At 71.7% G+C, this 24444-nt stretch carries 25 protein-coding genes and 1 pseudogene; 19 read left to right on the plus strand and 7 right to left on the minus strand.

Features of this window, described 5'->3' with window-relative positions; all coding sequences use genetic code 11:
• Nucleotides 1–351: 351 nt before the first annotated feature.
• From EDD90_RS45000 to EDD90_RS45025, 6 genes are all read left to right on the plus strand, one after another.
• Entirely contained in the window at nt 352–927 is a 576-nt protein-coding gene (locus EDD90_RS45000; protein ID WP_123978827.1) for a helix-turn-helix domain-containing protein, read from the plus strand.
• Between the two features lie 88 nt (nt 928–1015).
• Nucleotides 1016–1984 carry an NADPH:quinone oxidoreductase family protein gene (locus EDD90_RS45005; protein WP_123978828.1) on the plus strand — a complete coding sequence of 323 codons (969 nt, stop codon included), beginning with the start codon at nt 1016–1018 and terminating at the stop codon, nt 1982–1984.
• Nucleotides 1981–3162 carry an acyl-CoA dehydrogenase family protein gene (locus tag EDD90_RS45010; protein ID WP_123978829.1) on the plus strand — a complete coding sequence of 394 codons (1182 nt, stop codon included), beginning with the start codon at nt 1981–1983 and terminating at the stop codon, nt 3160–3162. The genes EDD90_RS45005 and EDD90_RS45010 overlap by 4 nt, the downstream gene beginning before the upstream one ends.
• Nucleotides 3159–4232, plus strand: a complete 1074-nt coding sequence (locus EDD90_RS45015) for an acyl-CoA dehydrogenase family protein (RefSeq protein ID WP_123978830.1) — start codon at nt 3159–3161, stop codon at nt 4230–4232. The genes EDD90_RS45010 and EDD90_RS45015 overlap by 4 nt, the downstream gene beginning before the upstream one ends.
• Nucleotides 4233–4430: 198 nt before the next feature.
• Complete coding sequence (locus tag EDD90_RS45020) at nt 4431–5294, plus strand: phosphatidylinositol-specific phospholipase C/glycerophosphodiester phosphodiesterase family protein (RefSeq protein WP_123978831.1); 864 nt, start codon at nt 4431–4433, stop codon at nt 5292–5294.
• A 102-nt stretch (nt 5295–5396) separates the two neighbouring features.
• Nucleotides 5397–5591, plus strand: coding sequence for a hypothetical protein (locus EDD90_RS45025; RefSeq protein ID WP_123978832.1), 195 nt, complete (start codon nt 5397–5399; stop codon nt 5589–5591).
• A gap of 50 nt (nt 5592–5641) precedes the next feature.
• On the opposite strand, the gene EDD90_RS45030 is transcribed toward EDD90_RS45025, so the two are convergent.
• A complete protein-coding gene (locus tag EDD90_RS45030; protein WP_123978833.1) occupies nt 5642–6814 on the minus strand; it encodes a phosphodiester glycosidase family protein in 1173 nt (390 codons plus the stop codon).
• A 143-nt stretch (nt 6815–6957) separates the two neighbouring features.
• Nucleotides 6958–7323, minus strand: a complete 366-nt coding sequence (locus tag EDD90_RS45035; protein ID WP_123978834.1) for a DUF779 domain-containing protein — start codon at nt 7321–7323, stop codon at nt 6958–6960.
• 100 nt (nt 7324–7423) lie between these two features.
• Between EDD90_RS45035 and EDD90_RS45040 the strand changes: the two genes are divergently transcribed.
• The 6 genes and pseudogenes from EDD90_RS45040 (at nt 7424) to EDD90_RS45065 (ending at nt 12680) form a co-directional block, all read left to right on the plus strand.
• Nucleotides 7424–7948, plus strand: coding sequence for a substrate-binding domain-containing protein (locus tag EDD90_RS45040; RefSeq protein ID WP_260328498.1), 525 nt, complete (start codon nt 7424–7426; stop codon nt 7946–7948).
• Nucleotides 7949–8127: 179 nt separating this feature from the next.
• Nucleotides 8128–8760: pseudogene (locus EDD90_RS45045) on the plus strand (DUF2264 domain-containing protein); the annotation flags it as partial.
• On the plus strand, nt 8703–9080 hold the full coding sequence (locus EDD90_RS45050; RefSeq protein WP_123978835.1) for a hypothetical protein: 378 nt from the start codon (nt 8703–8705) through the stop codon (nt 9078–9080). The pseudogene EDD90_RS45045 and the gene EDD90_RS45050, both read left to right, overlap by 58 nt.
• 34 nt (nt 9081–9114) lie before the next feature.
• Complete coding sequence (locus tag EDD90_RS45055; RefSeq protein WP_123978836.1) at nt 9115–9840, plus strand: hypothetical protein; 726 nt, start codon at nt 9115–9117, stop codon at nt 9838–9840.
• A 139-nt stretch (nt 9841–9979) separates the two neighbouring features.
• Nucleotides 9980–11317 carry a gluconate:H+ symporter gene (locus EDD90_RS45060; RefSeq protein ID WP_123978837.1) on the plus strand — a complete coding sequence of 446 codons (1338 nt, stop codon included), beginning with the start codon at nt 9980–9982 and terminating at the stop codon, nt 11315–11317.
• A 28-nt stretch (nt 11318–11345) separates the two neighbouring features.
• Nucleotides 11346–12680, plus strand: a complete 1335-nt coding sequence (locus EDD90_RS45065; protein WP_123978838.1) for an enolase C-terminal domain-like protein — start codon at nt 11346–11348, stop codon at nt 12678–12680.
• A 37-nt stretch (nt 12681–12717) separates the two neighbouring features.
• Here the strand turns inward: EDD90_RS45065 and EDD90_RS45070 are convergent, their stop codons facing one another.
• A complete protein-coding gene (locus tag EDD90_RS45070) occupies nt 12718–14310 on the minus strand; it encodes an MFS transporter (RefSeq protein WP_185149447.1) in 1593 nt (530 codons plus the stop codon).
• Between the two features lie 195 nt (nt 14311–14505).
• On the opposite strand from EDD90_RS45070, the gene EDD90_RS45075 reads away from it, so the two are divergent.
• Entirely contained in the window at nt 14506–15501 is a 996-nt protein-coding gene (locus EDD90_RS45075) for an Lrp/AsnC family transcriptional regulator (protein ID WP_123978839.1), read from the plus strand.
• Here the strand turns inward: EDD90_RS45075 and EDD90_RS45080 are convergent.
• A complete protein-coding gene (locus EDD90_RS45080) occupies nt 15498–16481 on the minus strand; it encodes a cytochrome P450 (protein ID WP_260328499.1) in 984 nt (327 codons plus the stop codon). The genes EDD90_RS45075 and EDD90_RS45080 overlap by 4 nt on opposite strands.
• On the opposite strand from EDD90_RS45080, the gene EDD90_RS45085 reads away from it, so the two are divergent.
• Together EDD90_RS45085 and EDD90_RS45090 are read left to right on the plus strand one after the other, a co-directional pair.
• Nucleotides 16474–17379, plus strand: a complete 906-nt coding sequence (locus tag EDD90_RS45085; RefSeq protein WP_260328500.1) for a thiamine pyrophosphate-binding protein — start codon at nt 16474–16476, stop codon at nt 17377–17379. The two genes, EDD90_RS45080 and EDD90_RS45085, sit on opposite strands and share 8 nt — an antisense overlap.
• An 18-nt stretch (nt 17380–17397) precedes the next feature.
• Nucleotides 17398–17850, plus strand: a complete 453-nt coding sequence (locus EDD90_RS45090) for a MarR family winged helix-turn-helix transcriptional regulator (protein ID WP_123978841.1) — start codon at nt 17398–17400, stop codon at nt 17848–17850.
• A gap of 408 nt (nt 17851–18258) precedes the next feature.
• On the opposite strand, the gene EDD90_RS45095 is transcribed toward EDD90_RS45090, so the two are convergent.
• A complete protein-coding gene (locus EDD90_RS45095) occupies nt 18259–18873 on the minus strand; it encodes a DedA family protein (protein WP_123982298.1) in 615 nt (204 codons plus the stop codon).
• 87 nt (nt 18874–18960) lie between these two features.
• Entirely contained in the window at nt 18961–20067 is a 1107-nt protein-coding gene (locus tag EDD90_RS45100; protein ID WP_123978842.1) for an NAD(P)/FAD-dependent oxidoreductase, read from the minus strand.
• 187 nt (nt 20068–20254) lie between these two features.
• Between EDD90_RS45100 and EDD90_RS45105 the strand changes: the two genes are divergently transcribed.
• Nucleotides 20255–20722 carry an HIT family protein gene (locus EDD90_RS45105; protein WP_123978843.1) on the plus strand — a complete coding sequence of 156 codons (468 nt, stop codon included), beginning with the start codon at nt 20255–20257 and terminating at the stop codon, nt 20720–20722.
• On the opposite strand, the gene EDD90_RS45110 is transcribed toward EDD90_RS45105, so the two are convergent.
• Entirely contained in the window at nt 20658–21911 is a 1254-nt protein-coding gene (locus EDD90_RS45110) for an MFS transporter (RefSeq protein WP_260328501.1), read from the minus strand. The two genes, EDD90_RS45105 and EDD90_RS45110, sit on opposite strands and share 65 nt — an antisense overlap.
• 94 nt (nt 21912–22005) lie before the next feature.
• Here EDD90_RS45110 and EDD90_RS45115 point away from each other — a divergent pair, with 94 nt between their 5' ends.
• The 3 genes from EDD90_RS45115 (at nt 22006) to EDD90_RS45125 (ending at nt 24434) form a co-directional block, all read left to right on the plus strand.
• Nucleotides 22006–22992, plus strand: coding sequence for a helix-turn-helix transcriptional regulator (locus tag EDD90_RS45115; protein ID WP_123978844.1), 987 nt, complete (start codon nt 22006–22008; stop codon nt 22990–22992).
• Nucleotides 22993–23112: 120 nt separating this feature from the next.
• A complete protein-coding gene (locus EDD90_RS45120; protein WP_123978845.1) occupies nt 23113–23898 on the plus strand; it encodes a DUF5995 family protein in 786 nt (261 codons plus the stop codon).
• Nucleotides 23895–24434, plus strand: a complete 540-nt coding sequence (locus tag EDD90_RS45125; RefSeq protein ID WP_123978846.1) for an HXXEE domain-containing protein — start codon at nt 23895–23897, stop codon at nt 24432–24434. Before EDD90_RS45120 ends, EDD90_RS45125 begins: the two co-directional genes overlap by 4 nt.
• The last annotated feature ends 10 nt before the right edge of the window (nt 24435–24444 follow it).

Below are 24444 nucleotides of genomic sequence, written 5' to 3' on the forward strand. Positions count from 1 at the left end.
CTCCTCGGCCCCCGCTCGCCGTCACTGTCCCGGGCTCCCCGGTCCCGGCGCGTCGTCACTGTCCCGGGCTCCCCGGACCCGGCGCGTCGTCACTGTCCTGGGCCTCCTGGGCCCGGCTCGTCGTGGGGTCCGGGCCGCCTGGGCCCGGGGCGTCGTCCGCGGTCCCGGCCGCCCCGCCCCGGCTCTCAGGCAGCGGCCCGGCCGCCCTGGACCCGGCTCCCCATCACATTCCCGATCGCCCCTGTCGGCGGCCGGGTGCGCTTCGGTGACCGTAACCCTCGTGGCCCGGCCGTGCACGGCGTGCCGCTGCCGGATTGACAAACGGGGGTTGCCGAAACTGCAATGCCTTGCATGACTACGGACGACGTTCTCGCAGAGGTCGGACCACGGCTGCGCCGGATCCGCAAGGAGCGGGAGGTCACCCTCGCCGCTCTCTCCGAGACCACCGGTATCTCGGTCAGCACCCTCTCCCGGCTGGAGTCGGGGCTGCGCAAGCCCAGCCTGGAGCTGCTGCTGCCGATCGCGCAGGCCCATCAGGTGCCCTTGGACGAACTGGTCGGCGCCCCGCCGGTCGGCGACCCCCGGGTGCGGGCCAAGCCGATGGAACGGTACGGCCGCACCTTCTGGCCGCTCACTCGGCAACCGGGCGGCCTCCAGGCCTTCAAGGTGGTCGAACCGAAGCGGAAACTCGACCCCGAGCCGCGCACCCACGAGGGCTACGAGTGGTTGTACGTGCTGGCGGGGAAGCTGCGGCTGGTGCTGGGCGAGCACGATGTCGTCCTCGCACCGGGGGAGGCGGCGGAGTTCGACACCCGGGTGCCGCACTGGTTCGGCTCGACGGGGGAGGGGCCGGTGGAGTTCCTCAGCCTGTTCGGGCCGCAGGGGGAGCGGATGCATGTCCGGGCGCGGCCCAGAAGCAAGGAGTGACGCTGTTACCTCGGACACGGTTCCCTCGGCGGCAAGCGACCGCTTAGTATGCGGTGGACCCTGACGAAGCAGTCTGTGGAGGCACCGCATGCAGGCATGGCAAGTGCACGAGAACGGTGAGCCGAGCGAGGTGATGCGGCTCCAGGAGGTGGAGCGGCCCACGCCCGGCGACGGCCAGGTCCTGCTGAAGGTGCGTGCCGCCAACATCAACTTCCCCGATGTGCTGATGTGCCGGGGCCACTACCAGGTGCGGCCCCCGCTGCCGTTCACCCCGGGCGTGGAGATCTGCGGCGAGACCGAGGACGGGCGCCGGGTGATCGCCAACCCCGTGCTGCCGTACGGCGGTTTCGCCGAGTACGCCGTCGCGGACGCCGCCGCCCTGCTGCCCGCGCCGGACTCGCTGGACGACGCCGAGGCCGCCGCGCTGCACATCGGCTACCAGACGGGCTGGTTCGGCCTGCACCGCCGGGCCGCGCTCCAGGCCGGCGAGACGCTGCTGGTGCACGCCGCCGCGGGCGGGGTCGGCAGCGCAGCCGTACAGCTGGGCAAGGCGGCCGGGGCGACCGTCATCGGTGTCGTCGGCGGCGCCGACAAGGTCGCGGTGGCCCGCGAGCTCGGCTGTGACGTCGTCATCGACCGGCGTGCCGAGGACGTCATCGCCGCCGTGAAGGAGGCCACCGGCGGCCGGGGCGCCGACGTGATCTTCGACCCGGTGGGCGGGGAGGCCTACACCCAGTCGGCCAAGGTCGTCGCCTTCGAGGGCCGGATCGTCGTCGTCGGCTTCGCCAGCGGCACCATCCCGAGCCCGGCGCTCAACCACGCCCTGGTGAAGAACTACTCCATCCTGGGTCTGCACTGGGGCCTGTACGCCACCAAGAACCCCAAGCTGATCCCGCACTGCCACGAACAGCTCACCGAACTGGCCGCGAGCGGTGCCATCAAGCCGCTGGTGAGCGAGCGGGTGCCGCTGTCCGAGGCCGCGGCAGCCGTGCAGCGGGTCGGTGACGGTGTCACCACCGGTCGCGTCACCGTCGTACCGAAGGGAGCCGCAGCATGACCGACGCTGCCGAACTGGGGCGCCGCACAGCCGAGTTGCTGGCCGCGCACCCGCCCGCCTCGACCGAGAAGCTCGACTTCCTCAAGGCCCGGTTCGATGCCGGGCTGGCCTGGGTGCACTACCCGGAGGGCCTCGGCGGCCTCGGCGCCCCGCGCTCCCTCCAGGTCGTCGTGGACGCCGAGTTGGAGGCCGCAGGCGCCCCCGACAACGACTCGCGCCGCAACGGCATCGGGCTCGGCATGGCCGCGCCGACCATCCTCAAGTACGGCACGGAGGAGCAGAAGCAGCGCTATCTGCGGCCGCTGTGGATCGGGGAGGAGGTCTGGTGCCAGCTCTTCAGCGAGCCGGGGGCCGGCTCCGACCTGGCCGCGCTCGGCACCCGGGCCGTCCGTGAGGGCGACGAGTGGGTCGTCAACGGGCAGAAGGTGTGGACGTCCGGCGCGCACAACGCCCGCTGGGCCATCCTCATCGCCCGCACCGACCCCAACGTGCCCAAGCATGCGGGCATCACCTACTTCATCTGCGACATGACCGACCCCGGCGTCGATGTCCGCCCGCTGCGGCAGGTCACCGGCGAGGCCGAGTTCAACGAGGTCTTCCTCACCGACGTCCGCATCCCCGACTCGCGCCGCCTCGGCGCGATCGGCGACGGCTGGCGGGTCGCGCAGACCACGCTCAACAACGAGCGCGTCGCCATCGGCGGTATGCGGCTGCCCCGCGAGGGCGGCATGATCGGCCCGGTCGCCCAGACCTGGCGCGAGCGCCCCGAGCTGCGCACCCACGACCTGCACCAGCGGCTGCTGAAGCTGTGGGTCGAGTCCGAGGTCGCCCGGCTCACCGCCGAACGGCTGCGCCAGCAGCTGGTCGCCGGACAGCCCGGCCCCGAGGGCGCCGGCATGAAGCTCGCCTTCGCCCGCCTCAACCAGGAGATCAGCGGCCTTGAGGTCGAACTCCGCGGCGAGGAGGGCCTGTTGTACGACGACTGGACCATGCGCCGGCCCGAACTCGTCGACTTCGTCGGCCGGGATGCGGGCTACCGCTACCTCCGTGCCAAGGGCAACAGCATCGAGGGCGGGACCAGCGAGGTCCTGCTGAACATCGTCGCCGAGCGCGTCCTGGGCCTGCCCTCGGAGCCGCGCACCGACAAGGACGTCGCCTGGAAGGACCTCGCCCGATGACCGACCTGCTGTACTCGGAGGAGGAAGAGGCGCTGCGAGCCGCGGTGCGGGATCTGCTGGCCGACCACTGCGACGCGCCCGGTGTCATCGCCCGCACCGAGTCCGACGCCCCGCACGACCTGGCGGCCTGGAAGGCCCTCACGGACGGCATGGGCCTCGCCGGGCTGCTGGTGCCGGAGGAACTGGGCGGCCAGGGCGCCTCGCACCGCGAAGTCGCGGTCGTCCTAGAGGAGTTGGGGCGGGCCGTGGCGCCCGTGCCGTATCTGACCAGTGCCGTGGTGGCGACCGAGGCGCTGCTGGCCTGCGGCGACGAGGAGCTGCTCGGCAAGCTGGCGTCCGGGCGGACGATCGGGGCCCTGGCCGTAGGGCTGCAGGTCGCTCCGGGGGCCGCGTACAAGGCCGTACGCGTCGAAGACGGGCGTCTGTACGGCAAGCTGAGCGGGATCGCGGACGCGGTCGCCGCGGACGTGCTGCTCGTGCCCGGGGACGACGGCGGGCTGTACGCGGTCGCCGCGGACGCGGTGGGCATCGCTCCGCAGGTCGCCTTCGACCTGACCCGGCCGCTCGCCACGGTCACCCTCGACGGGGCGGCCGGGCGTCGCGTGGGTGACGCGGAGCCCGCGGTACGGCGTGCGCTGCGGGCCGGTGCCGGGCTGCTGGCCTCCGAGCAGTTCGGGGTCGCCGAATGGACGCTGACCGAGACCGTGCGGTACCTCAAGGAGCGCAAGCAGTTCAACCGGCCGGTGGGCGGGTTCCAGGCGCTCAAGCACCGGCTGGCGCAGCTGTGGCTGGAGGTCGTCAACCTGCGGGCCGCCGCGCGGGGGGCCGCCGACGCGCTGGCCTCCGGCGAGGATGCGGATGTGTTGGTGGCCGTTGCTCAGGCCTACGCGGCGCCGGTCGCGGTGCATGCGGCTGAGGAGGCGCTGCAGTTGCATGCGGGTATCGGCATGACCTGGGAACATCCGATCCATCTGTATCTGAAGCGGGCCAAGGCGGATTCGATCGCCTTTGGTACGGCGGGGGCACACCGGGAAGCCCTGGCCGCTCTGGTGGATCTTCAGGCGCCGTGATGTGACAGTTTTCGGGTGCGGGTGTGTGGGGGCTGGTCGCGCAGTTCCCCGCGCCCCTTCGGGGCGCCTGTGCCGGGGTTCGTATGACATGAACCGGGGGTGGCAGTCCGGCCAACCTCCTGTGCAGGTGCGCCATTTGGTGCTTGCTCGAACGCATACTCCCTGGGGTCACCTATGGCCCTACAAGGGAGGCAGAACGTGGCCCTCACCACCCGTCGCAGAGCCCTCACCACCCTCGGTGCCGCCCTCGCGGTTGCCGTCGTGCTGCCCGGATCGCAGGCCCGGGCGGTCGGCGGTCACCGCGGCCGGCAGCCGCTGTTGCGTGCCCACGCCCACAACGACTACGAGCACACCCATCCCCTCTTCGACGCCCTCGGCCACCGCTTCGGCAGCGTCGAGGCCGACATCTTCCTCGTCGGCGACCAGCTCCTCATCGGCCACACCGTGGACGACCTCGACCCGAGCCGCACCCTGGAGTCCCTCTACCTCGACCCGCTGGCCGCGATCGTGAAGGCCAACCACGGTTCCGTGTACCGGGGTTGGCGCCGACCCCTGCAGCTGCTCATCGACATCAAGACCGAGGGCTCTTCGACGTACCTGGAACTCGACCGGCATCTGCGGCGCTACCCAAACCTGTTCACCACCTACGTCCACGGCCGTGTTGTCCCCGGTGCCGTCACCAACGTCATCTCCGGTGACCGTGCCGCCCGTACGCCGATGGAGGCGCAGACCGTGCGCCGGGCCTTCTACGACGGCCGGCTCACCGATCTCGGCACCTCGGCGCCCGCCTCCTTCGTCCCGCTGATCAGCGACAACTGGACTCTCAACTTCACCTGGCTCGGCGAGGGCAACTTCCCGGAGGCCGAGCGGCAGAAGCTGCGCGGCATCATCCAGGAGGCGCACGCGAACGGGCAGAAGGTGCGGTTCTGGGCCACCCCGGACGCGGCCGGACCGGCGCGCGACGCGCTGTGGAGCGAACTGTTCGCGGCCGGCGTCGACTACTTCAACACCGACGACCTTGCCGGCCTGGAAGTCTTCCTGGACGCCCACCCGGCGTCGTAAGACCACCCGAACGGGGGACGTGTCTACCGCACGGGCCCACCCTCCGCTGCGCCAGACTTGCGGCCGAACGCCCCGAAACGGGCGTGGCGGAGGAGGTTCGCGATGGCCGTTTCCATCTCTGTGGTGCTGCTGCTCCTGTTCGTGGCGGTGCTCTTCATGCGCCAGGGCGGGCTGAAGATCTCGCACGCCCTGGTCTGCATGGTGCTCGGCTTCTTTCTGGCCAGTACCAGCATGGCGCCCACCATCAGCAGCGGTCTCACCGCGACCGCCGATCTGGTGAGCAGTCTGCGGCCCTGAGCCGGACGCTCAGGGCCGCAGACGGGCGGCTGTCGGTCAGCGGTCGCCGGTCACGGTTTCCAGAAGACCCCGATCCCGTTCGCCACGGCCCGCTCCGGGCTGTCGGTCGGGTGGTTGACCACGCTCACCGTCTTCGCCCCCTCGGCGCGGGCCACCATCGTCGTGGAGCCGCCGCCGTCCAGGCTGAAGGCATCGGCTGCCCCCAACGCCCGCATCTCGGAGGCGACTTCGGCGATGGTCATGCCACTGCGGTAGGCCGCCGCGCCGTCCAGCGCGAGCAGCAGGAGTTCGTGTCCGCCGTTCGCGTAGCCCACGGCCGTGCGCACGGCCGAGGCGGTGTTGTTCAGCCCGGCCAGCGGCTCGCCGTCGCGCAGCACCGGGTAGCCGCCGACCGCGAAGCGGAACGGAATCCTGGACGTGGACGCCTGCATGCGCTCCCACACCCTGACCCGCTCGCCCTTGGTGAGCTCGCGCAGCCGGTCCGCGCCCGCCTCCCGGCCCAGCAGCACGGTCGTACCCGCCGCGATCGCCCCGCTGCCCGGGGTGGTGGAGGTGGCGACGACCCTTCCGTCACGGACCTCCACCTCATAGGTGTCCGTGCTGCATCCGGCCGCCCGGTCGGTGTCCGAGCCGCAGGTGGCGCGTCTGCGGGAGGCCGAGCCCCAGACCGAGGTGTAGGCGCCGACGGAGTCCTGCGCGAGTGCGTACTGGTTGAGGCCCCGCAGGGCGAGGTTCCCCGCGGGGGTGCGGACCGTGCCGATGAGCGCCAGCCGGTCGAGCCGGGCCCGGTGGTCCGCACCGACCCCGAAGACGTCCGTGGTGTCGGTGCCGGGCGGCAGTGCCGGGCCGAACCGCTGGGCCGTCGGCACCGCGGACTTGAGGACCCGGCCGTGGGCGATCGCGGGGCCGACGCTCGCGCCGGTCGCCTCGACACCCGGGTGCTGGGTCTCGCTGATGTTGAAGAAGTCGCCGTTCACGCCCGCGACCGCGCCCGCCGCGTCGGCCATGGTGGACACCCGTGAGCGGGCGGCCACCGCGCCGGGGGAGAGCAGGTCCACCCGGACGTGCGGGTCCATCAGGTCGACGGTCAGCAGATGCGCGTGGACCGTGCCCTTGGCCGCGGGGACGTCGAACTGCCGGTAGGTGATGCCGGACGAGAGCCGCCGGGCGTCCGGCACGGCGCCGGCCGGTGCCGCCCCCGCGAGGGCCGCACCGGCCAGCACGCCGGACGTCGTGAGAATCGTGAACAGAGTTCGGGCCGTCGCTGCAAATCGCCTCTGACGATGCGTCACTACATCCCCTGATGTCTCGTCAAGTTCCTCAGGACACAGGGAAGTGCAGCAGATCCGGGTGACCGGCGGGGCGGCTAGACGTCGACTACACGAGAACGGGTGAGAAAACGCACCCCCTCGGGTGCCTCCAGCGAGAAACCGCTGCCCCGTCCGGGTACGACGTCCACGATCAGCCGGGTGTGGCTCCACACCTCGTACTGGCTGCGGGACATCCAGAACGTGACCGGCGCCTCGACACCGTCCACCGCCAGCTCGGCCAGCAGCACATCCGAGCCGCCGGTGCGGAACTCGCCGTCCGGGTAGCACATGGGGGCGCTCCCGTCGCAGCAGCCGCCGGACTGGTGGAACATCAGCGGGCCGTGCTCGGCGTGCAGCCGGCGCACCAGGTCGGCGGCCTGCGGCGTGAGCTCGACGCGTGGGGGTGAGGTCATCTCGTCCATGGTCACCGTCCTGGGGCCGGGGCGTCGGATCCCCCCAGTCTCGCCTCGGGCGGTCCGACCGTCAAAGGTCTGTTCGGACAAGGCAGTTGTGTCAGAAGTGGTGACCGGTCCTCTGGCCATCACCGGGCATCTGCTGTCGGCGGGGCATCGGCGGATCGTGTTTCTCGGCGGGCTGCCCGGCAATACGGCGCTCGACGCGCGGGTGGCCGGCTATCGGGCAGCGCTTGCGGAGTACGGGCTGCCGGAGGATGCGGCCCGTGTCGTCGACTGCGGGCTGGGCAGGAGCGCCGGGTTGCGGGCGATGACCGAACTCCTCAGGCGGGAGCGGAAGTTCACGGCCGTGGTCGCGGGGGACGACATGGTGGCGGCGGTGGCGCTCCGCGCGATCGCCGATGCGGGGTTGCGGGTGCCTGAGGACATATCTGTCGTCGGGTACAACGACATTCCGCCGGCCGAGGATTTCGATCCGCCGCTGACCGCCGTGCGCACGCCCGCCGAGGAGTTGGGGCGGGCTGCTGTGCGGTTCGCTCTGCGGGATTCCGAAGAAACCGCTGGAGCACGTCACTTGCTCGCAACGCGCATTGTCGTGCGAGGGAGTGTTGCGCCCGTCGAGAGGCCGTCGTGACAGTGCGGGTGCGCTGTGACTGGTCGCGCCCACGCGGCGGCAGCCGCAAGTCGAATGTAGCCCCGCACCCCTGAGGGGCGCGCAACAAGCCGTCGGATGAAGGAGGAACCTTTTTGCTGCTGCCGTCCGACCATGTCCTGTCGCCCGTCACCGGGTGGACCCGCGCTCACTGGGAGGCCATGGCCGGCCGTCTTCTGGACGGTCTGCTGCCTTACGCCTCACCGAAGTTCGCCCAGTACCGGCTGCCAGGACGGACCAGCCACTCCGGGGAATGGTCCGACGGGCTCGAAGGGTTCGCGCGGTCCTTTCTGCTCGCCGCCTTTCGGATCGCGGGCTCCGAGGGACAGGCCGGACCCGCCCTCGTCGAGCGGTACGCCAGTGGGCTCGCCGCCGGTACCGATCCCCGGCATCCCGAACACTGGCCGCCCATCACCGATCGGGGGCAGCCGATGGTCGAGGCCGCCTCCGTCGCCGTGGCGCTGCACGAGTCGCGGGTGTGGCTGTGGGATCAACTCGACGAGCGGGTGCGGGAGCAGGTCGTCGCGTGGCTGGCGGACTTCGTCGGTGCCGTCGTCAACGACTCCAACTGGCGGCTCTTCCAGGTCATCGTGGAGGAGTTCCTCGCCTCCGTCGGAGGGCCGCACCGCCGTGGCGAGATCGACGCGGGGCTGGCACGCCTTGACGACTGGTACCGGTGCGGGGGCTGGTACACCGACGGGGACGGGTGGAAGTTCGACTACTACAACTTGTACGGATGGGCGGCCGGGCGCTGGCCGACGACACGGCGCCCCTGGAGACGGAGTGCGGGTCCGGCTGGGCGCTGGCCCGGCGCGCGGACGGACTGACCACGGTCCTCGCCACCCTCATCGGCCCGGCCGACAGCACCCCTGTCATCGAACGTGCCCGGGGGCACAACGCCTTCGGCGAGCACTCTGCCACCCCTCTGGTCACCGTCCCGCACCCCGGCGGCACCCTGTTGCTGGCCACCCTGGTCGTCCTGACCGCGGATCCGGCCGTCCACGGGGACCCGTACGCCCTGCGCACCGGCACCCGGGCGACACCGACGGCCGGCGGCGGGGCGGAGATCTGCTTCCCGGACGGGACCGAATCGCTCGTGGCACCCCTACCCTGAAAGGGACCGGGGCTCGGGACGGGGGCGGGGCCGGATGCAGTTCATCGAGGTGACCGAGCTGGCGGGGGTGCGCTCCGCCGTCATACGGTTCCGACGGCCGGACTCGGGGCTGGAGTTCCTGCTCTTCCCGATGATTCATCTGGGCGAGGCCGGGTTCTACCGGGAGGTCGCCTCCCAACTGCGCGGTCGCTGTGACCTGGTGATAGCGGAGGGCGTGGGGAAGGGGTCGGCCGGCGCGGACGCGCTGGTGGCCTCGTACGCCCGGCTGGACCGGCACGAACGGCTGGGGCTGGTCGTGCAGGACATCGACTTCGACAGCCTCGGGGTGCCGGTGATCAACCCCGACATGAGCGGGGCGCAGTTCGAACAGGGCTTCCGCCGGCTGCCGTTGAAGGAACGGGTGCTGCTGGCCGCGATGGTGCCCGCGGTCGTGGCCGGCATGCGGATGTTCGGCACCCGCCGTTATCTCGCCCGCCATCTGACGACCGAGGATCTGCTGACCGACGCCGAGGAGGCGGCGGAGGACGCCCTGCCCGGTGTGGACGATCTGGTGGTGCGACGCAGGGACCGGTTGCTCGCGCGGGCCCTGACCGATGCCCACCGGGCCTGGGGCGAGCGGTCCGGGACCTTCACGGCCGGGGTCGTCTACGGCGCCACGCACATGCGTGCCGCGTCCCGCACCCTGAGCGAACTGGGCTACCACGCGGCGGACGCCGAATGGCTCACCGTGTTCCTGCTGGAGCCGCCGGTTTCCGGGTGACCTCGGGATTCCTCGCGCGCACCCATTGACCTGAGCATGCCCGCATCCCTAGCCTCCGTCTCCATACGTAGATGTTGTCTCTGTATGCAGGCGTCATTCAGGCATATGGACGTGACGCCCAGTTCAAAGGGGAACTGGCTTGCCTCTGGTCGTCGTAGGGATCAGCGTGCTGGTCCTGCTCTTCCTGATGACGAAGCTCCGGATGAACGGCTTCGTCGCGCTGCTGCTCGTCGCCGTGGGTGTCGCCGTGGTCCGGGGGATCCCGCTGGAGAAGATCCCGGGCACCCTCTCGGACGGCATCGGCGGGCAGATCGGTGACACCATGCTCACCATCGGCCTGGGAGCCATGCTGGGGCGGGTGATGGGCGACTCGGGCGCGGCCCAGCGCATCGCCGACAAGCTCCTCGCCGTCAGCGGCCCGCGCGGCGTGCAGGTGGCCATGGTGCTCACGGCCATGATCATCGGCGTCACGATGTTCTACGAAGCCGCCTTCGTGATCATCGTGCCGGTCGCCTTCACCCTCGTCCGGGTCACCCGGTCGAACCTGCTCTGGGTCGGCCTGCCGATGTCCATCGCCCTGTCCACCATGCACAGCTTCCTGCCCCCGCACCCCGGGCCGACCGCCGTCGCCGCCACCTTCCACGCCTCGGCCGGACTCACCCTCTTCTACGGCCTGTTCATCGCCGTCCCCGTCGGCGCGCTCATCGCCCTGGTGTGGCCCCGGCTGCCTTTCGTCCGGTCGATGAACCCGGAGGTGCCCAAGGGACTGGTGAGCGAGCGGGTCTTCGAGGACGACGAAATGCCCGGCATCGGCTGGTCGCTGGCCGTCGCCCTGCTGCCCGTCGTCCTCATCGCGGGCTCCGCCGTCACCGACCTGTCCACCTCGGCAGACACTCCGGTCGTGCACTTCGTCGACTTCGTGGGCGCCGCGCCGGTCGCCCTGTTGCTGACCCTGCTCGTCTCCATGTGGGCGTTCGGGCCGCGCGTCGGACGCACCACGGAGGAGGTCGCCCGCTCCTGCCGGGAGGCCGCACAGGCCATGGCGATGATCCTGCTGGTCATCGGGGCCGGCGGCGCGTTCAAGCAGGTACTCGTCGACGGCGGGATCTCCGGCTACATCAAGGACTTCACCGACGGCTGGTCCGTCTCGCCGATCATCCTGGCGTGGCTGATCGCCGCGATCCTGCGGGTCGCGCTCGGCTCGGCGACCGTCGCCGTGGTCACCGCCTCCGGCGTCGTGCTGCCGCTGCTGGCGGGCAGCGGGGTCCATCCCGAACTCATGGTCCTCGCCGTCTCCTGCGGCTCGATCGCCTTCTCCCATGTCAACGACCCGGGCTTCTGGATGTTCAAGGAGTACTTCAACCTGTCGGTCCTCGACGCCATCAAGGCCCGTACGACCTACACGACCGTGCTCGCGATCCTGGGCCTGGGCGGCGTGCTGCTCATGGAACAGATCCTCGACGCCCTCAGTGTGTAAGTTCCCTCTCCCGTAAGGACGTTCGCCCATGAGTGGTCAGCCCGTCGTCACCCGCTTCTCCGTGTACCCGGTGGCCGGCCGGGACTCCATGCTGCTCAATCTCTCCGGCGCCCACGCCCCGTACTTCACCCGCAACGTGGTGGTCGTCGAGGACTCCGAGGGGCGGACGGGGCTCGGGGAGGTGCCCGGCGGGGAGGCGATCACCCGGACTCTGCGGGATGCGGAGCCCCTGGTCGTCGGCGCACAACTGGGCGACTACAAGAGGGTGTTGCGGGTCATGGGGGAGGAGTTCGGCGGGCGGGACGCCGGTGGGCGTGGTGCGCAGACCTTCGACCTGCGGACCACCGTGCACGCCGTCACCGCCGTCGAGTCCGCCCTGCTCGACCTGCTGGGCCAGCACCTGGAGGTGCCCGTCGCCGCCCTGCTCGGCGACGGCAAGCAGCGCGACTCGGTACGCGTCCTCGGTTATCTCTTCTACGTCGGCGACCCCGGCCGCACCGACCTGGACTACCTGCGAGAACCCGACGCCGATGTGGAGTGGTACCGCATCCGCCGCGAGGAAGCGCTCACCCCGGAGGCGATCGTCCTCCAGGCCGAGGCGGCGTACGACCGCTACGGCTTCCGTGACTTCAAGCTCAAGGGCGGGGTTCTCGCGGGCGCGGAGGAGGTGAAGGCCGCACGGGCTCTGAAGGAACGCTTCCCGCAGGCCCGGATCACCCTCGACCCCAACGGCGCCTGGTCGTTGCGGGAGGCCGTCGAGCTGTGCCGGCCGCTGCTCGGTACCCTCGCCTATGCCGAGGACCCCTGTGGCGCCGAGGACGGCTACTCGGGGCGGGAGATCCTCGCCGAGTTCCGCCGGGCCACCGGGCTGCCCACCGCGACCAACATGATCGCCACCGACTGGCGGCAGCTCACCCACGTCCTCGCCCTCCAGTCCGTGTCGATCCCGCTCGCGGATCCGCACTTCTGGACCCTGCGGGGCTCGGTGCGGGTGGCGCAGCTCTGCCATGAGATGGGGCTGACCTGGGGCTGCCACTCCAACAACCACTTCGACATCTCCCTGGCCATGATGGCCCACTGCGGTGCCGCCGCCCCCGGCGAGTACAACGCCCTCGACACGCACTGGATCTGGCAGGAGGGCCGGGAGCGGCTCACCGTCGAGCCGCCGAGGATCGCCGGCGGCGAGGTCGCCGTCACCGACGCCCCCGGGCTCGGTGTCCGGCTCGACATGGACCGGCTGCTCGCGGCCCATGCCCTCCACCAGGAGAAGAACCTCGGCGCGGGGCGGGACGACGCGGCCGGGATGCAGTACCTGGTGGAGGGCTGGAGCTTCGACGCCAAGCGGCCCTGTCTGGTGCGGTGAGCGGCCGTCGGGTGCCCTGCCTCTTCGGGCCGGGCCGTCAGGCGTTCTGCTCGGCCGGGGTCTTCTCGCCCGTGGTGTGTCCCGCCGCCCTGAGCGTCAGCCGCTGCCGGGGTGTGCGCAGCAGGACCGCCGCGACCAGGGCGGCCAGCAGCGTGAGGCTCCCCGCTGTGATCAGGCACAGGCGCAGCCCGTCGAGGAAGGAGTCGCCGAGCGCTCCGAGGGCCTGGCCGGTCCGGGGACCCAGGTCCAGCTGGGCGACCGCGCCGAGGCCGTCCGTCCGCGCGGTCGTCACGATGCGGTCCTGCGCCGCGCCGGTGACGCCCGCGTCGGTGAGGTGACCGGGCAGCGCGTCGACCGCCCGGGTGCTGAGCAGCGCGCCCAGGACGGCCGGGCCCAGGGCGCCGCCGACCTGCCGGAACGCGTTGTTGCCCGCGGCGGCCATGCCGGCCAGCTGGTACGGCACGGAGGCCACCGCCGTCGCCGTCATCGGCGTCATCACGAAACCCATGCCCAGGCCGAGCAGAGCGAGCCGCCAGGCCACCGAGGCGAAGGAGGTGTCGGCGGTCAGGCCGATCAGCGCGAACTGGGAGAAGGCGACCAGCAGCAGCCCGCCGGTGATCATCACGCGTGCCGAGACCCGGTGCATCAACCGGCCGGCGGGGCCGCCGACCAGCAGGGCCGCCCCGGTGACCATCAGCAGCCGCCACCCGGCGTCCAGGGTGTCCAGCCGCTGCACCATGCCGAAGTACAGGCTCAGGACGAAGAAGAACCCGATCATCGCCAGGAAGCTGATCATCGCGACCAGCGTGGTGGCGGTGAAGGCAGGACTGCGGAAGAGGCTCAGGTCCAGCATCGGGCTGTCGCTGCGCCGCTCCGCCAGTACGAAGGCGACACCGGCGGCCACGGCCGTGAACAGCGCCACCAGCACCTTGACGTCGGTGAACGAGTCCGCGCCGCCCTCGATCACGCCGTACACCAGCGCGGTGATCGCGAGCGTGGCGGTGAGCTGGCCCGGCCAGTCAAGACGGCGGCCGTGCGGAGCCCGGGAGTCGGACAGCCGCCGGGCCGCGACGGCGACGGAGAGGAGCGCCACGGGAACGGTCGGCAGGTAGATCCAGCGCCAGGAGAAGTGCTCGACGACCACACCGGCGATCACCGGACCGACCGCCAGGGCCGCCATCAGGCAGGTGGCCCATATACCGATGTACTTGCCACGCTCCCGGTGGTCCGGCACCGCGTGGCTGATCAGCGCCAGGGTCGTGGGCAGCAGCGCGGCCGCGCCGATCCCGGCCAGCGCCTGCCCGGCCCAGACCACCTCGATGGAGTGCGCGCACAGGGCGGTGCCGGCGCCGGCCGCAGAGAAGAGCAGCCCGGCCTGGAACACCTTCTTCCGCCCGTGCACGTCCCCGAAGACACCGGCGGTCAGGATGAAGGCGGCCATGGGCAGCACGAACGCGTCCTGCACCCAGGACAGTTGCGAGGTCGAGGCATTCAGTGCCGCCTGCAGGGCGGGCAGGCTCACGGAGACGGTGGTGACAGGAAGATAGGCGACGAAGACGCCCAGGCAGGCCATGACGATCGTGGCCGCCCGCCGCTCGACCGGCGCGCTCGCCGGTGTCGTGACGTTCACGGAGATTCTCCTTCGCGGCGCGCACCGCGCCGCGGTCGAGGCCACCGGCGTACCCGGCGGCCTGGTGTCGTACGGAGTTCCGACGGGAAGTCCGCCGCCACAGCATCCGGTCCGCACACCCGTAACCGCCAACCAACAGCCACCTCACGTACAGAAGCCTCCATAGGAGGGCGCCAGCTGTGGCACACTTCCGCCATGCTCGACCACGTGGACAGGAAGATCCTCCGCGCCCTGCAATGCGCTCCCCGGCTGCCCTTCCGCAGGATCGGCGAGGTGGCGGGCGTCTCCGAGCAGACCGCGGCCCGCCGCTACCAGGCGCTGCGCCGCGACGGCGTCCTGCGGGTGCTGGGACTCGTCAACTCACGGGTGTACGGCTCCGCGCAGTGGATCGCCCGCATCCGCTGCCGCCCCGACCGGGTCGGCCCGCTCGCCGACGCCCTCGCCCGGCGCCCCGACATCGCCTACGCCCATCTCGCTTCGGGCGGTTCGGAGATCTTCTGCGTGATCCGCGCGCCGCTCGACACCGAGCGCGGCGAACTCCTGTTCCGGCAACTGCCGAGGTCGGCCTCGGTCCTGGACGTCAGCATCGATCTGCTCCTGCACGAGTACGGTGCTCCCGGCACCGCCGAGTGGACCGGCTACGGCGACAACCTCGACGCCGAGCAGGTACGGATGCTCACGGCCGACCGGCCGCCGCTCGCCCCCGGACCCCCGCCGCAGCCCCTGGACGAGGACGCCCCGCTCTTCGACGCCCTCGCCCAGGACGGCCGTACCACCCATACCCGGCTCGCCGAACTCACCGGCTGGTCACCGGCCCGGGTGGCCCGTCGGCTGGAGTCCCTGGAGAGCTCCGGCACCCTCGAATACGAGGTCGAACTGCTCCCCGAACGCCTGGGTCACCCCCTCAACGCCACCCTCTGGCTGAGCGTGGCACCCGCCCAACTGGAACGGGTCGGAGAGGAGTTCGCCGGCCACGAGGAAGTCCCGTTCGCCGGGGCGGTCAGCGGCGAGCACAACCTGATGGTCAGTGTCGTCACCCGCGATCCCGACGACCTCTACCGCTATCTGACCACCCGCGTCGCCGCGACCCCGGGCATCGACGGCTACAGCGTCAGCATGCGGGTCCGGCCCCTCAAGAAGGCCGTGTCCCTCATCTCCCGGGGACGACTGGTGCCGCTGACGTCCGGCTAGGCGGGTTCCCCGGCGGCCACGGCGGATACGGGCGGCCGCCGTACCCCGTGCATCAGCAGGCCCGGGGCCCACTCCAGGTCGGCCTCGGCGACGGCCAGTTCCAGGCTCTCCACCTGCTGGACGAACGCGGTGATCACGACCTCGACCTCCATCCGCGCCGGCGGTGCGCCCAGGCAGTGGTGGACGCCGTGTCCGAAGGCGAGATGGCCGCCTGCCGGGCGTCCGAGGCGGAAGGAGTCCGGTTCCTCGAACCGGGCCGGGTCCCCGTTCGCCGCGGCCAGGGACACCAGCAGCATGTCCCCACGGCGCGCGGGGACATCACCCACGTGCATGTCCTCGGTGGCGAAGCGTTCGGCCGCCGTCACCACCGGGCCGTCCAGGCGGAGGAACTCCTCGACGGCCGTGGGGATCAGACCCGGATCGGCGCGCAGCGCCTTCAGCAGGCCGGGCCGGCGGGCGAGGCCGAGGAGTACGGCGCCGATGAGGTTCGCGGTCGTCTCGTACCCGGCGATCAGCAGCAGGAACGCCATGCCGACCAGCTCCGGGTCGGTCAGCCGGTCGTCGTCGGCCAGCGCGCTCAGCAGGTCGGCTCCGGGCTCGGCCCGCTTGCCCGCGATCAGCTCCGCCAGATACCCGCTCATCCAGACGTAGGCCTCCTCCCGGTCCGCAACGGCGACCGGGGCCACCACCTGCTCCGAGGCCCAGCGGAACCGGTCCCGGTCGTCGAGCGGCACGCCGAGCAGTTCGCAGATCACGGAGATGGCGGGGTGCAGGGCGTTGGAGATGGCGAGGCCGGGGATCGGCTCGTACACCGAGGTGGACAGCACGAATCCGATCACCCCGCCCTCGCCGAGCTGCGCGGCGACGGCCCGAGACAACCGCACCGCGCCCAGGAAGTCCGACTCGAAGGAGGCCCGCCACTGTTCGTCGTCGATGGCGGCCGTGGTGCCCGTCGGCGGCCCGCCGACGCTGATGAGCACACCGTCCAGCCCCGACGCCCTGCGCAGGACTCCCTCGGTGACCTGGGAGCACTACCGGCACGAGGAGGCGGCCGCGTTCGCCGCCGCGGGCGACGCCGCGGTCACCGGCACGCTCGCGGTCTGCGCCGGCAGCTGCCGACCGGGCAACCTCCACCTGGTCAACGGGCTGTTCGAGGCACAGCGCAGCCGTGTCCCCGTCCTCGCCATCGCCGCTCACATCCCCGGGGCGGAGATCGGCACCGGCTACTTCCAGGAGACCCACCCCCAGGAACTGTTCCGGGAGTGCAGCGAGTTCTGTGAACTCTCCTCCACCCCGGAGCAGTTCCCCCGTCTCCTCGACATCGCCCTGCGCACGGCGGTCGAGCGCAACGGGGTGTCCGTCCTCGTGGTCCCCGGCGACGTCCTCCTGCACCGGCTCGACCACCAGCGCACCCTGGCCGCCGTGCGGCCCGCCACGGCGGTGGTGCGCCCCGCCGACGCGGAGATCGACCGCGCGGCCGCCCTCCCGAACGACTCCCGGCGGATCACCATCCTCGCCGGCGCCGGCTGTGCGGGCGCCCACGACCAACTCGTCCGGCTCGCCGAGGCGTTGCGGGCCCCGGTCGTGCACACCATGCGCGGCAAGGAACACGTCGAGTACGCCAACCCCTACGACGTCGGGATGACCGGACTGCTGGGCTTCACCTCCGGCTGCCACGCGATGGAGCGGTGCGACACGCTCCTGATGCTCGGCACCGACTCGCGCGAGCGAGATCCAGGGGCAGTTCGACCAGTACCGTCCGTTCGACGTGATCGCCGAGATCGTCGAGCAGGCCTGAGAGCCCGGGGGGCAGGGGCGGTCCGGCAGCGTTGCGGACCGCCCCTGACGTGGTCCGGAAGCTTGAGATTCCTTGCTTGAGCACGCTATTCTGCTCTGATGACCCCCGAGGATCCGCTGACCGCCCAGGAAGAACGCCTCTGGCGCGCCCTGATGCGCGTCATCGTCGCGCTGCCGCGCTCGCTGGACGACGATCTGCTGCGGTCCACGGGGCTCACGCTCACCGAGTACGTCGTCCTGATGAACCTCTCCGAGGCCGAGAACCAGGAACTCCGGATGACGGACCTCGCCTCGGCCACCGCGCTGTCGGCGAGCCGCATCACCCGTGTCGTGGACGCGCTGCAGAGCCGCGGACAGGTCGTCAAGAGGCGCTACGAGGGTGACGCCCGCGGGAATGTCGCGACCCTCACCCCGGAGGGGCTGAAGCGCCTGCAGGACGCGTACCCCATCCATCTGGCGAGCGCCCGCAAGCGGGTCATCGACCTGCTCGACGGACGGTCGGTGCCGGCCATGGGGCGGCAGTTCGAAGCCGTGGTCGAGAAGCTCGACTGAGCTCCGCCGCCCGGCGCGGAGCATGGGAAAGGTCCTGGATGAGAGGAGTGCGTCCGGGACCTTTCGCGTAGCCCGCCGCTGTTCCCCGGACTGTTAATGTACAAGTGTCAAATAGTTGCCCGAGGCGCAACTCCAGCCCATGCCCCGGGGAGATGTGATGCAGCAGTGATCTCGGCCGGGACCGTCGGCATGACCCCGCGACCGGAGAGACAGCCGAACTGGGCCCGGCTGCGCCGGTAGCTGTGGCGGCCGCCGCGCGCGCACGGGGAGCAGCCGCGGCACCGGGTGGTCGGTCCGCTGGAGCACTTCTACGACCTGATCCTGGTCGTCCTGGTCGCCCAGGCCGCCCACCATCTGGCGGCGCATCTCACCGCCCGTCCTGGACGGGGCACCGGCCCTGAACCGGGGTCAGTGCCTGCGGCGGGCCTCCAGCAGCAGCGGCAGCAGGGACACCACGACGATCACGGCGACCAGCGGCAGCAGGTAGTTGTCGATGTGGGAGACGGACGACCCGAGGGCGTACCCGGCGAGGACGAAGCTCTGCGACCAGAGCAGACCGCCGACCGTCTGCCAGACGGTGAACGTCCGCAGCGGCACCCCCAGCGCCCCGGCCGCCGGATGCAGCACCGACCGCACCATCGGTACGAAGCGGCCGATCACCAGCGCTTTGCCGTACCCGTACCGGGCGAGGAGCTGCTCCGCCCGGACCACCCCCGCCCGCACCCGCGGTCTGGAGCTCCGGGACAGCAGCGGCCGCCCGCCGTGCCGCCCGATGAGATAGCCGACCTGCCCACCCGCCACCGCGCCGACGGCCGCGCACACCAGCACCTGCCACAGCTCCAGCCGGGGCGGCCGGTCCGCGGTCGCCGCGCACAGCACACCGGCCGGGAAGAGCAGCGTGTCACCCGGCAGGAAGAAGCCGACGACCAGCAGCGCGGACTCGGCGAAGATCACCGCCAGGACGCCCAGTGCGCCGAAGGCAGCGAGCAGCGAGGCGCTGTCCGTCGGATTGACGGCGATCACCGCTCTCGCCTCCCGGCCCTGCTCGTCGGTCGCCTTCCCCAAGTGTCACGTGGCGGCGGCCGGGGCGCGCTCCGGCGGGTGCGGGGTTCAGGCCGCGGAGTACCCGAGCTGGCGCCGCATATAGGGCGTCATGAGGTTCTTCGCCTTGGCCACGGCGGTGGTGCGGGTGCCGAGCACCGCGGTCTCGCCGAGCGGCACGGGCAGCATGGTCACGCCGTCGGCCGGGCCGAAGGGCACGATGAGCGGGGTGCGGTGCACGGCCCGGTAGGAGCGCGACTTCTTGCTGTGCCGCCCCGGACTGCGCAGGTAGGACAGGATGTTGTGGGCGGCGACCTCCGCCTGGGCGAGCGCGGCGGGGGTGACCTTGAGCTCGGCGACGTCGTTCACGTCGCCGACCGCGAACACGTCCGGCCTGCCCTCGACCCGGAGCGTCCGGTCGACCTTGACGTGCCCCGATCCGTTCAGCCAGTCGCCGTGCCCGGCCAGGCGCAGCCAGAGGGTGTTGGGGGTGGTGCCCGTCGCCCAGAAGGAGAGGTCGGCCGCCAGGACGCCGCCGTGGGCGTCGCGGTAGGTGGCGAAGTCGTGGCCGGGGGACATGAAGGAGTCCAGGCGTACCGCCACGTCGTGGGACTCCAGCCAGGTCCGGGCCTTGCGGCCGGCGCGGGCGCTGCCCGTGGAGTGCAGCAGTTCCTGCCCGGAGTGCGCGAGGGTGACCCGGGCGTCCGGCCGGGCCAGCCGGATCTCGGCGCTGAGCTCGACACCGGAGGGGCCGCCGCCGACGACGAGGATGTGCTCGGCGGTGGCGATGTTGTGCTGATGCTCGGCGAAGGCCTTGGCGGCCTCGTCGGGGCTGGAGCCGACGAAACGGGCCGGCTCGGGGTAGTCGGCGCCGGTGGCGACGACCAGGACGTCGTACGGCAGCCGGTCGCCCGTCGCGAGGACCACCTGGCGTTCGACGGTGTCGACGCGGACCGCCTTGCCCACGACTACACTCCCGTGCGTCAGCAGCCGGTCGTACGGGATGAACGGGGCCCCCGTCCACTCCGGACGCACACCCGCCCGCAGGGAGGCGATGCGGTGGAAGAAGACCTCCTTGCGGTCGACGAGCGTGACATGCGCCGCCGCGTCCAGCTTCTTCGCCAGCCGTATGCCCGCGTAACCGCCGCCGATCACCACTACATTGCCGTCCCGCACAGTGATTCTCCTGAGCCAGGGTGGGGGGAACGGCCGTGAGCCTAACATTTGAAACATCAAGCATGCGGCGGGTTCTGTGAGAGTGCTGTAAAGAGTACCCGGCACGTGATCCGGGCGGTGCTGGACGAAGGCTGGGTCTGTCCGTGTTCGGCCGTCTTCCGCACTCGTCGGTGGCTAGGGTGAGGCCGTGGCCGGTGACTGGAGGGCGGATCGGATCGGGGCCGCTCTGCGAGGCGAGAACCCGACCGTGCTGCGGCGGCTCGAAGCGGGGTTCGCGGTGATCGGCGATGTCCAGTTCCTGCCGGGGTACTCGGTCCTCCTCGTGGACGAACCCGGTGTCCAACGGCTCTCCGACCTGCCCAGGACCAAACGGCTTTCGTTCCTGGCCGACATGGACCGGCTCGGGGAAGCGGTCGAGCGTGCCTGCCGACGCCTGGACCCGGATTTCCGCCGGGTCAACCTGGAGATCCTGGGGAACACGGACCCGTTCCTGCACGTCCACGTCTGGCCACGGTTCGAGTGGGAGCCGGCCGAGTTGGTGGGCAGGCCCGTGTGGCTGTACCCCGGTGACCGGTGGACCGACGGACGGTTCAGGCTGAGCCCGCGCCATGACGTGGTCCGCGACGAGATCCGGAGCGAACTGGACCGGACGTGACGTCGGTTCGCACCGGCGGCAAAGCGCTCCGCCCCTGTCGGTCGGCAGCGGCCAGCAGCAGCGTCACGGCGAGTGACGCGCCTGCCATGAGCGTCATCGCGTCGGCGGGCGAGGCGAGTTGGGCCACCGAACCCGCCAGCGCGGCGCCCACGCCCTGCATGGTCAGCATGCCGGCCGAGTGCAACCCGAGGGCGTGACCGCTGAGTTCGTCCGGGGTCAGCTTCATGAGCCGCTCCTGCTGGACCAGGCTCGCGCCGAACCCGACCGAGGCGACCGCGGCACAGCCGGCGGCCGGCGCCAGCGGCGGGTGCAGGGCGAACACCAGGTAGGGAGCGGCCAGCAGCAGGAGCAGCGGCGTGGCCATGCGGCTGCGCACGGCGGGCGGCAGCAGCCGGCCGACGGTCACGTCACCGGCCAGCATGCCGAGGGCCGCGCAGGCGAAGAGGGTACCGGCCGAGTCCGGGGCGTACGACACGTACAGCGACTCGCAGCCGACGACCAGCCCGTTGGGCAGCCACAGCCCCAGGTAGGTGAGGCGGCGCGGCCGGGAGGACCACAGCACGGCGTTGGTGCGCCAGGTCGCCGCGACCGAGGGGCGGCCGGCGGAGCGGGGCGGGCGGGCGGTCAGACCGAGCCGCAACACGACCGCGGAGGTCAGATACAGGGCCGCGGCGAGCAGCAGGCAGGCGCGCGGGGAGACGGTGGCGAGCAGGGCGCCGCCGGTGGCGTAACCGGCGATCTGCACCAGCCCGCTCATCATGTTGAACAGCGAACGCCCGGGCAGATAGCCGTCCTTGGCGAGGATCTCGTTCAGCAGCCCCCAACGGACCCCGCCGCCGAGCGAGGCGACGAGCCCCAGCAGCAGCACGACGGTGAGCAGCGCGCCGGCCGGGAGCCCGGGCAGCGCCATGCCGGCGGTGGTGACGGCGAAGGCGAGGGAGATCGCCGCGAGGGTGGTGCGCGGGGGCAGCCGGTCGGCGCCGGAGAGCAGGAAGGTCGCACCCAGAACCTGCGCCAGCGAGGGGCCGAACATGCTCAGCGCCGACAGCAGCGGCGAGCCGGTGGCGCGGTACACGAGCGTGCCGAGGGCGAGCCCGCCGACGGTACCGGCGGCGTTCTGGGCGGCGGAACCGAGGAAGAGCGGGGTGAACTCGGGGGTGCGGAAGAGGGATCGGTAGCTGGTGGCCATGGTGGGGAGTCTGGGGAAGGGCCGGCGCGGTCGTTATTGTTTCGCGTGCGGGCGAAAGGTTCTGACAACTCCGACAACCAACAGGGGGACCCCGTTGGGATGGTGGCAGGTCAACGCGGACACTCTCGCCCGCAGCCGTTTCCTGATCTCCCCTCTCGCCGAGACCTTCGCCGGCCTCAAGCTGCTGCACTCCGGCACTGCCGCCCACCCCGGCGAGCGGCGCTGGCTCGGCGACCATCTGCCCGCCTACCGGGCGCGGCTCGCCGCCGACCCCGTCACCGCCCAGCTCGTCCGCGCCGGTCTCGGCCGCCACTGGATCGCCGACTTCCTCACCCCCACTCCCCGGGACGACGAGAGCGCCGAGGCGGGCATCGCCCGGGTGCGCGCCGCCCGCCCCGACGCGGCCCGCGCCAACCTCCGTACGGCCCTCGCCGGTTCCCTGCCCGCCGCCCTGGACCGCGACGACCTGCCGGACCGTGCGGCGGACCTGCTGACGTACGTGTGGGAGGCGACCCTACGGCCGTACTGGGAGCGCCGGCGGCGGATCCTGGAAGCGGATGTGGTGGCCCGGACCGCGCGGGTGAGCCGGGGCGGCTGGGCCGAGGTGCTGGACTCGCTGCGGCCGGGCCGGACCCGCTGGCTCGGCGCCAACCGGCTCCAGGTCAACCTCCACGAGTACCCGCCCCGCGAGATCTCCGGCGCCGACCTCCTCCTCGTACCGGTCACAGCGCGGTGCGGCTGGGTCTCCTGGGAGGAGCCGGACCGGTACGCACTGGTCTACTCCTGCGCCGGTGCGCTCGCCGACCCCTCGGCGCGGGCCGTTCCGGCCGCCCTGGAAGCGTTGCTGGGCGCCGCCCGCGCCGGGGTGCTGGTGCTGCTGGACGCCCCGATGAGCACGACCCAGCTGACGGCGGTGACCGGGCAGGCGCTGGGCTCGGTCGGCCGCCATCTGAAGGTCCTGCTCGACGCCGGGCTGGTGGAGCGGCGCCGGGCCGGCCGCTCGGTGCTGTACTCCCGGACGACGGCGGGGGACGTGGTCGTCGCGGCCGGGAAGGGCTCCGGCAGCGCGTCCGTCGTCTGACGGTCGTGGCCCCCGCACATTCCCGTTTCCCGGTGCGCGATGGTAGGACGGGGGCTGCGGCCGGCGTCGCGGACAGCAGCCCGCGCAGCCGAACCAGGGTGCAGGGGACGGGAGTTGGGTATGGCGGCGGAGAACATCGACGACGTCGTGGACGGACTTGCCGGGATCGTGCGGGAGGCCGTCGACGCCGGTGACCGGATCGGATACTTCGCGGCGCTGTACCGGCAGGTGACGGTCGAGATCCGCTCGGCCATCCACCGCGGACAGTTCGACGACGGCGCCCGGATGGACCGCTTCGACACACTGTTCGGCAATCGCTACTTCGACGCGTACGACGCCTGGCGCCGTGACCGGAGCGGGCCGCGGTGCTGGCGCGAGACGTTCGGGCTGCTGGACGACGCCGACACCGTCATCGTCCAGCACCTGATACTCGGCGTGAACGCCCACATCAACCTCGACCTGGCCGTCGCCGCCGCGCGCACCGGCCCGGGCGAGGACATCCAGGCGTTGCGGCACGACTTCCTGCTGATCAACGACATCCTCGCGGGGGTGGTGCTGGCGGTGCAGGACTCGCTCGACGCTGTGTCGCCACTCCTGTCGCTGCTGGACCGGGTCGGAGGCCGCACCGACGAGCGGATCCTCGACTTCAGTGTCCGGCAGTCCCGCGAGGAGGCGTGGCACAACGCCGTCCTGCTGGCCGGCCAGAACGAGCAGGAGCGCGCGGCCACCATCGAACGGCTCGACGTCCGGGCCACCGCGCTCGCTCGTCTGATAGCAAGACCGGGCGGCCTCGTCCGGCCGGCCCTGGAACTCATCCGGGGCACCGAGAGCCATGACGTGCCGGCCGTCATCACCCATCTGGACAACGCCATGGAACGGCCCTCCGCCCGGCAGGCGACGGGATGAGGGACGGTGCCGGTGCGACCTTGGGGCTGCCGGCCGCCTGGACGGTGCACGACCTGGAGGAGGTGGCCACGGTGCCTGGCTGGGCACGCGAGCAGGTCCCCGTGCTCAGGCAGCGTTTTCCGCAAGTGCCGGAACGGATGTGGCAGCTGATGGAATCCACCGACGGAGGGGAGTTCGCGGTGGCCGTCGCCGGGATGGCCGTGGTGACCGCCGCAGCTGCCGCCGACGGGTACCGCGCGGGTGGCCGATCCGCGTTCTACCGGGCCGCCCTCAACGGATTCGGGCTGCACGCGCTGGTGCATCTGGCCCAGGCCGCCACCGTGCGCGGTTACACACCCGACGTGGTCACCTCACCCCTTCTGGTCATCCCCTTCACCCGGTGGGCGCGCGGCCGGCTCCGGGGAGCCTGCGTCCTGCGGCCCACACGGCCACGCGAAGCGGTACAGGGGCTGGCGCTGGCCGCGGTGGCGACGGCCGGCTCGCACCTGGCGGCGCGACGGCTCGTGCGCCGGGTGCGGTCGGCGCCCCGCACCTGAGCCCACGGCC

This window comes from Streptomyces sp. Ag109_O5-1 (assembly GCF_003814875.1).
Taxonomy (GTDB): Bacteria; Actinomycetota; Actinomycetes; order Streptomycetales; family Streptomycetaceae; genus Streptomyces; species Streptomyces sasae.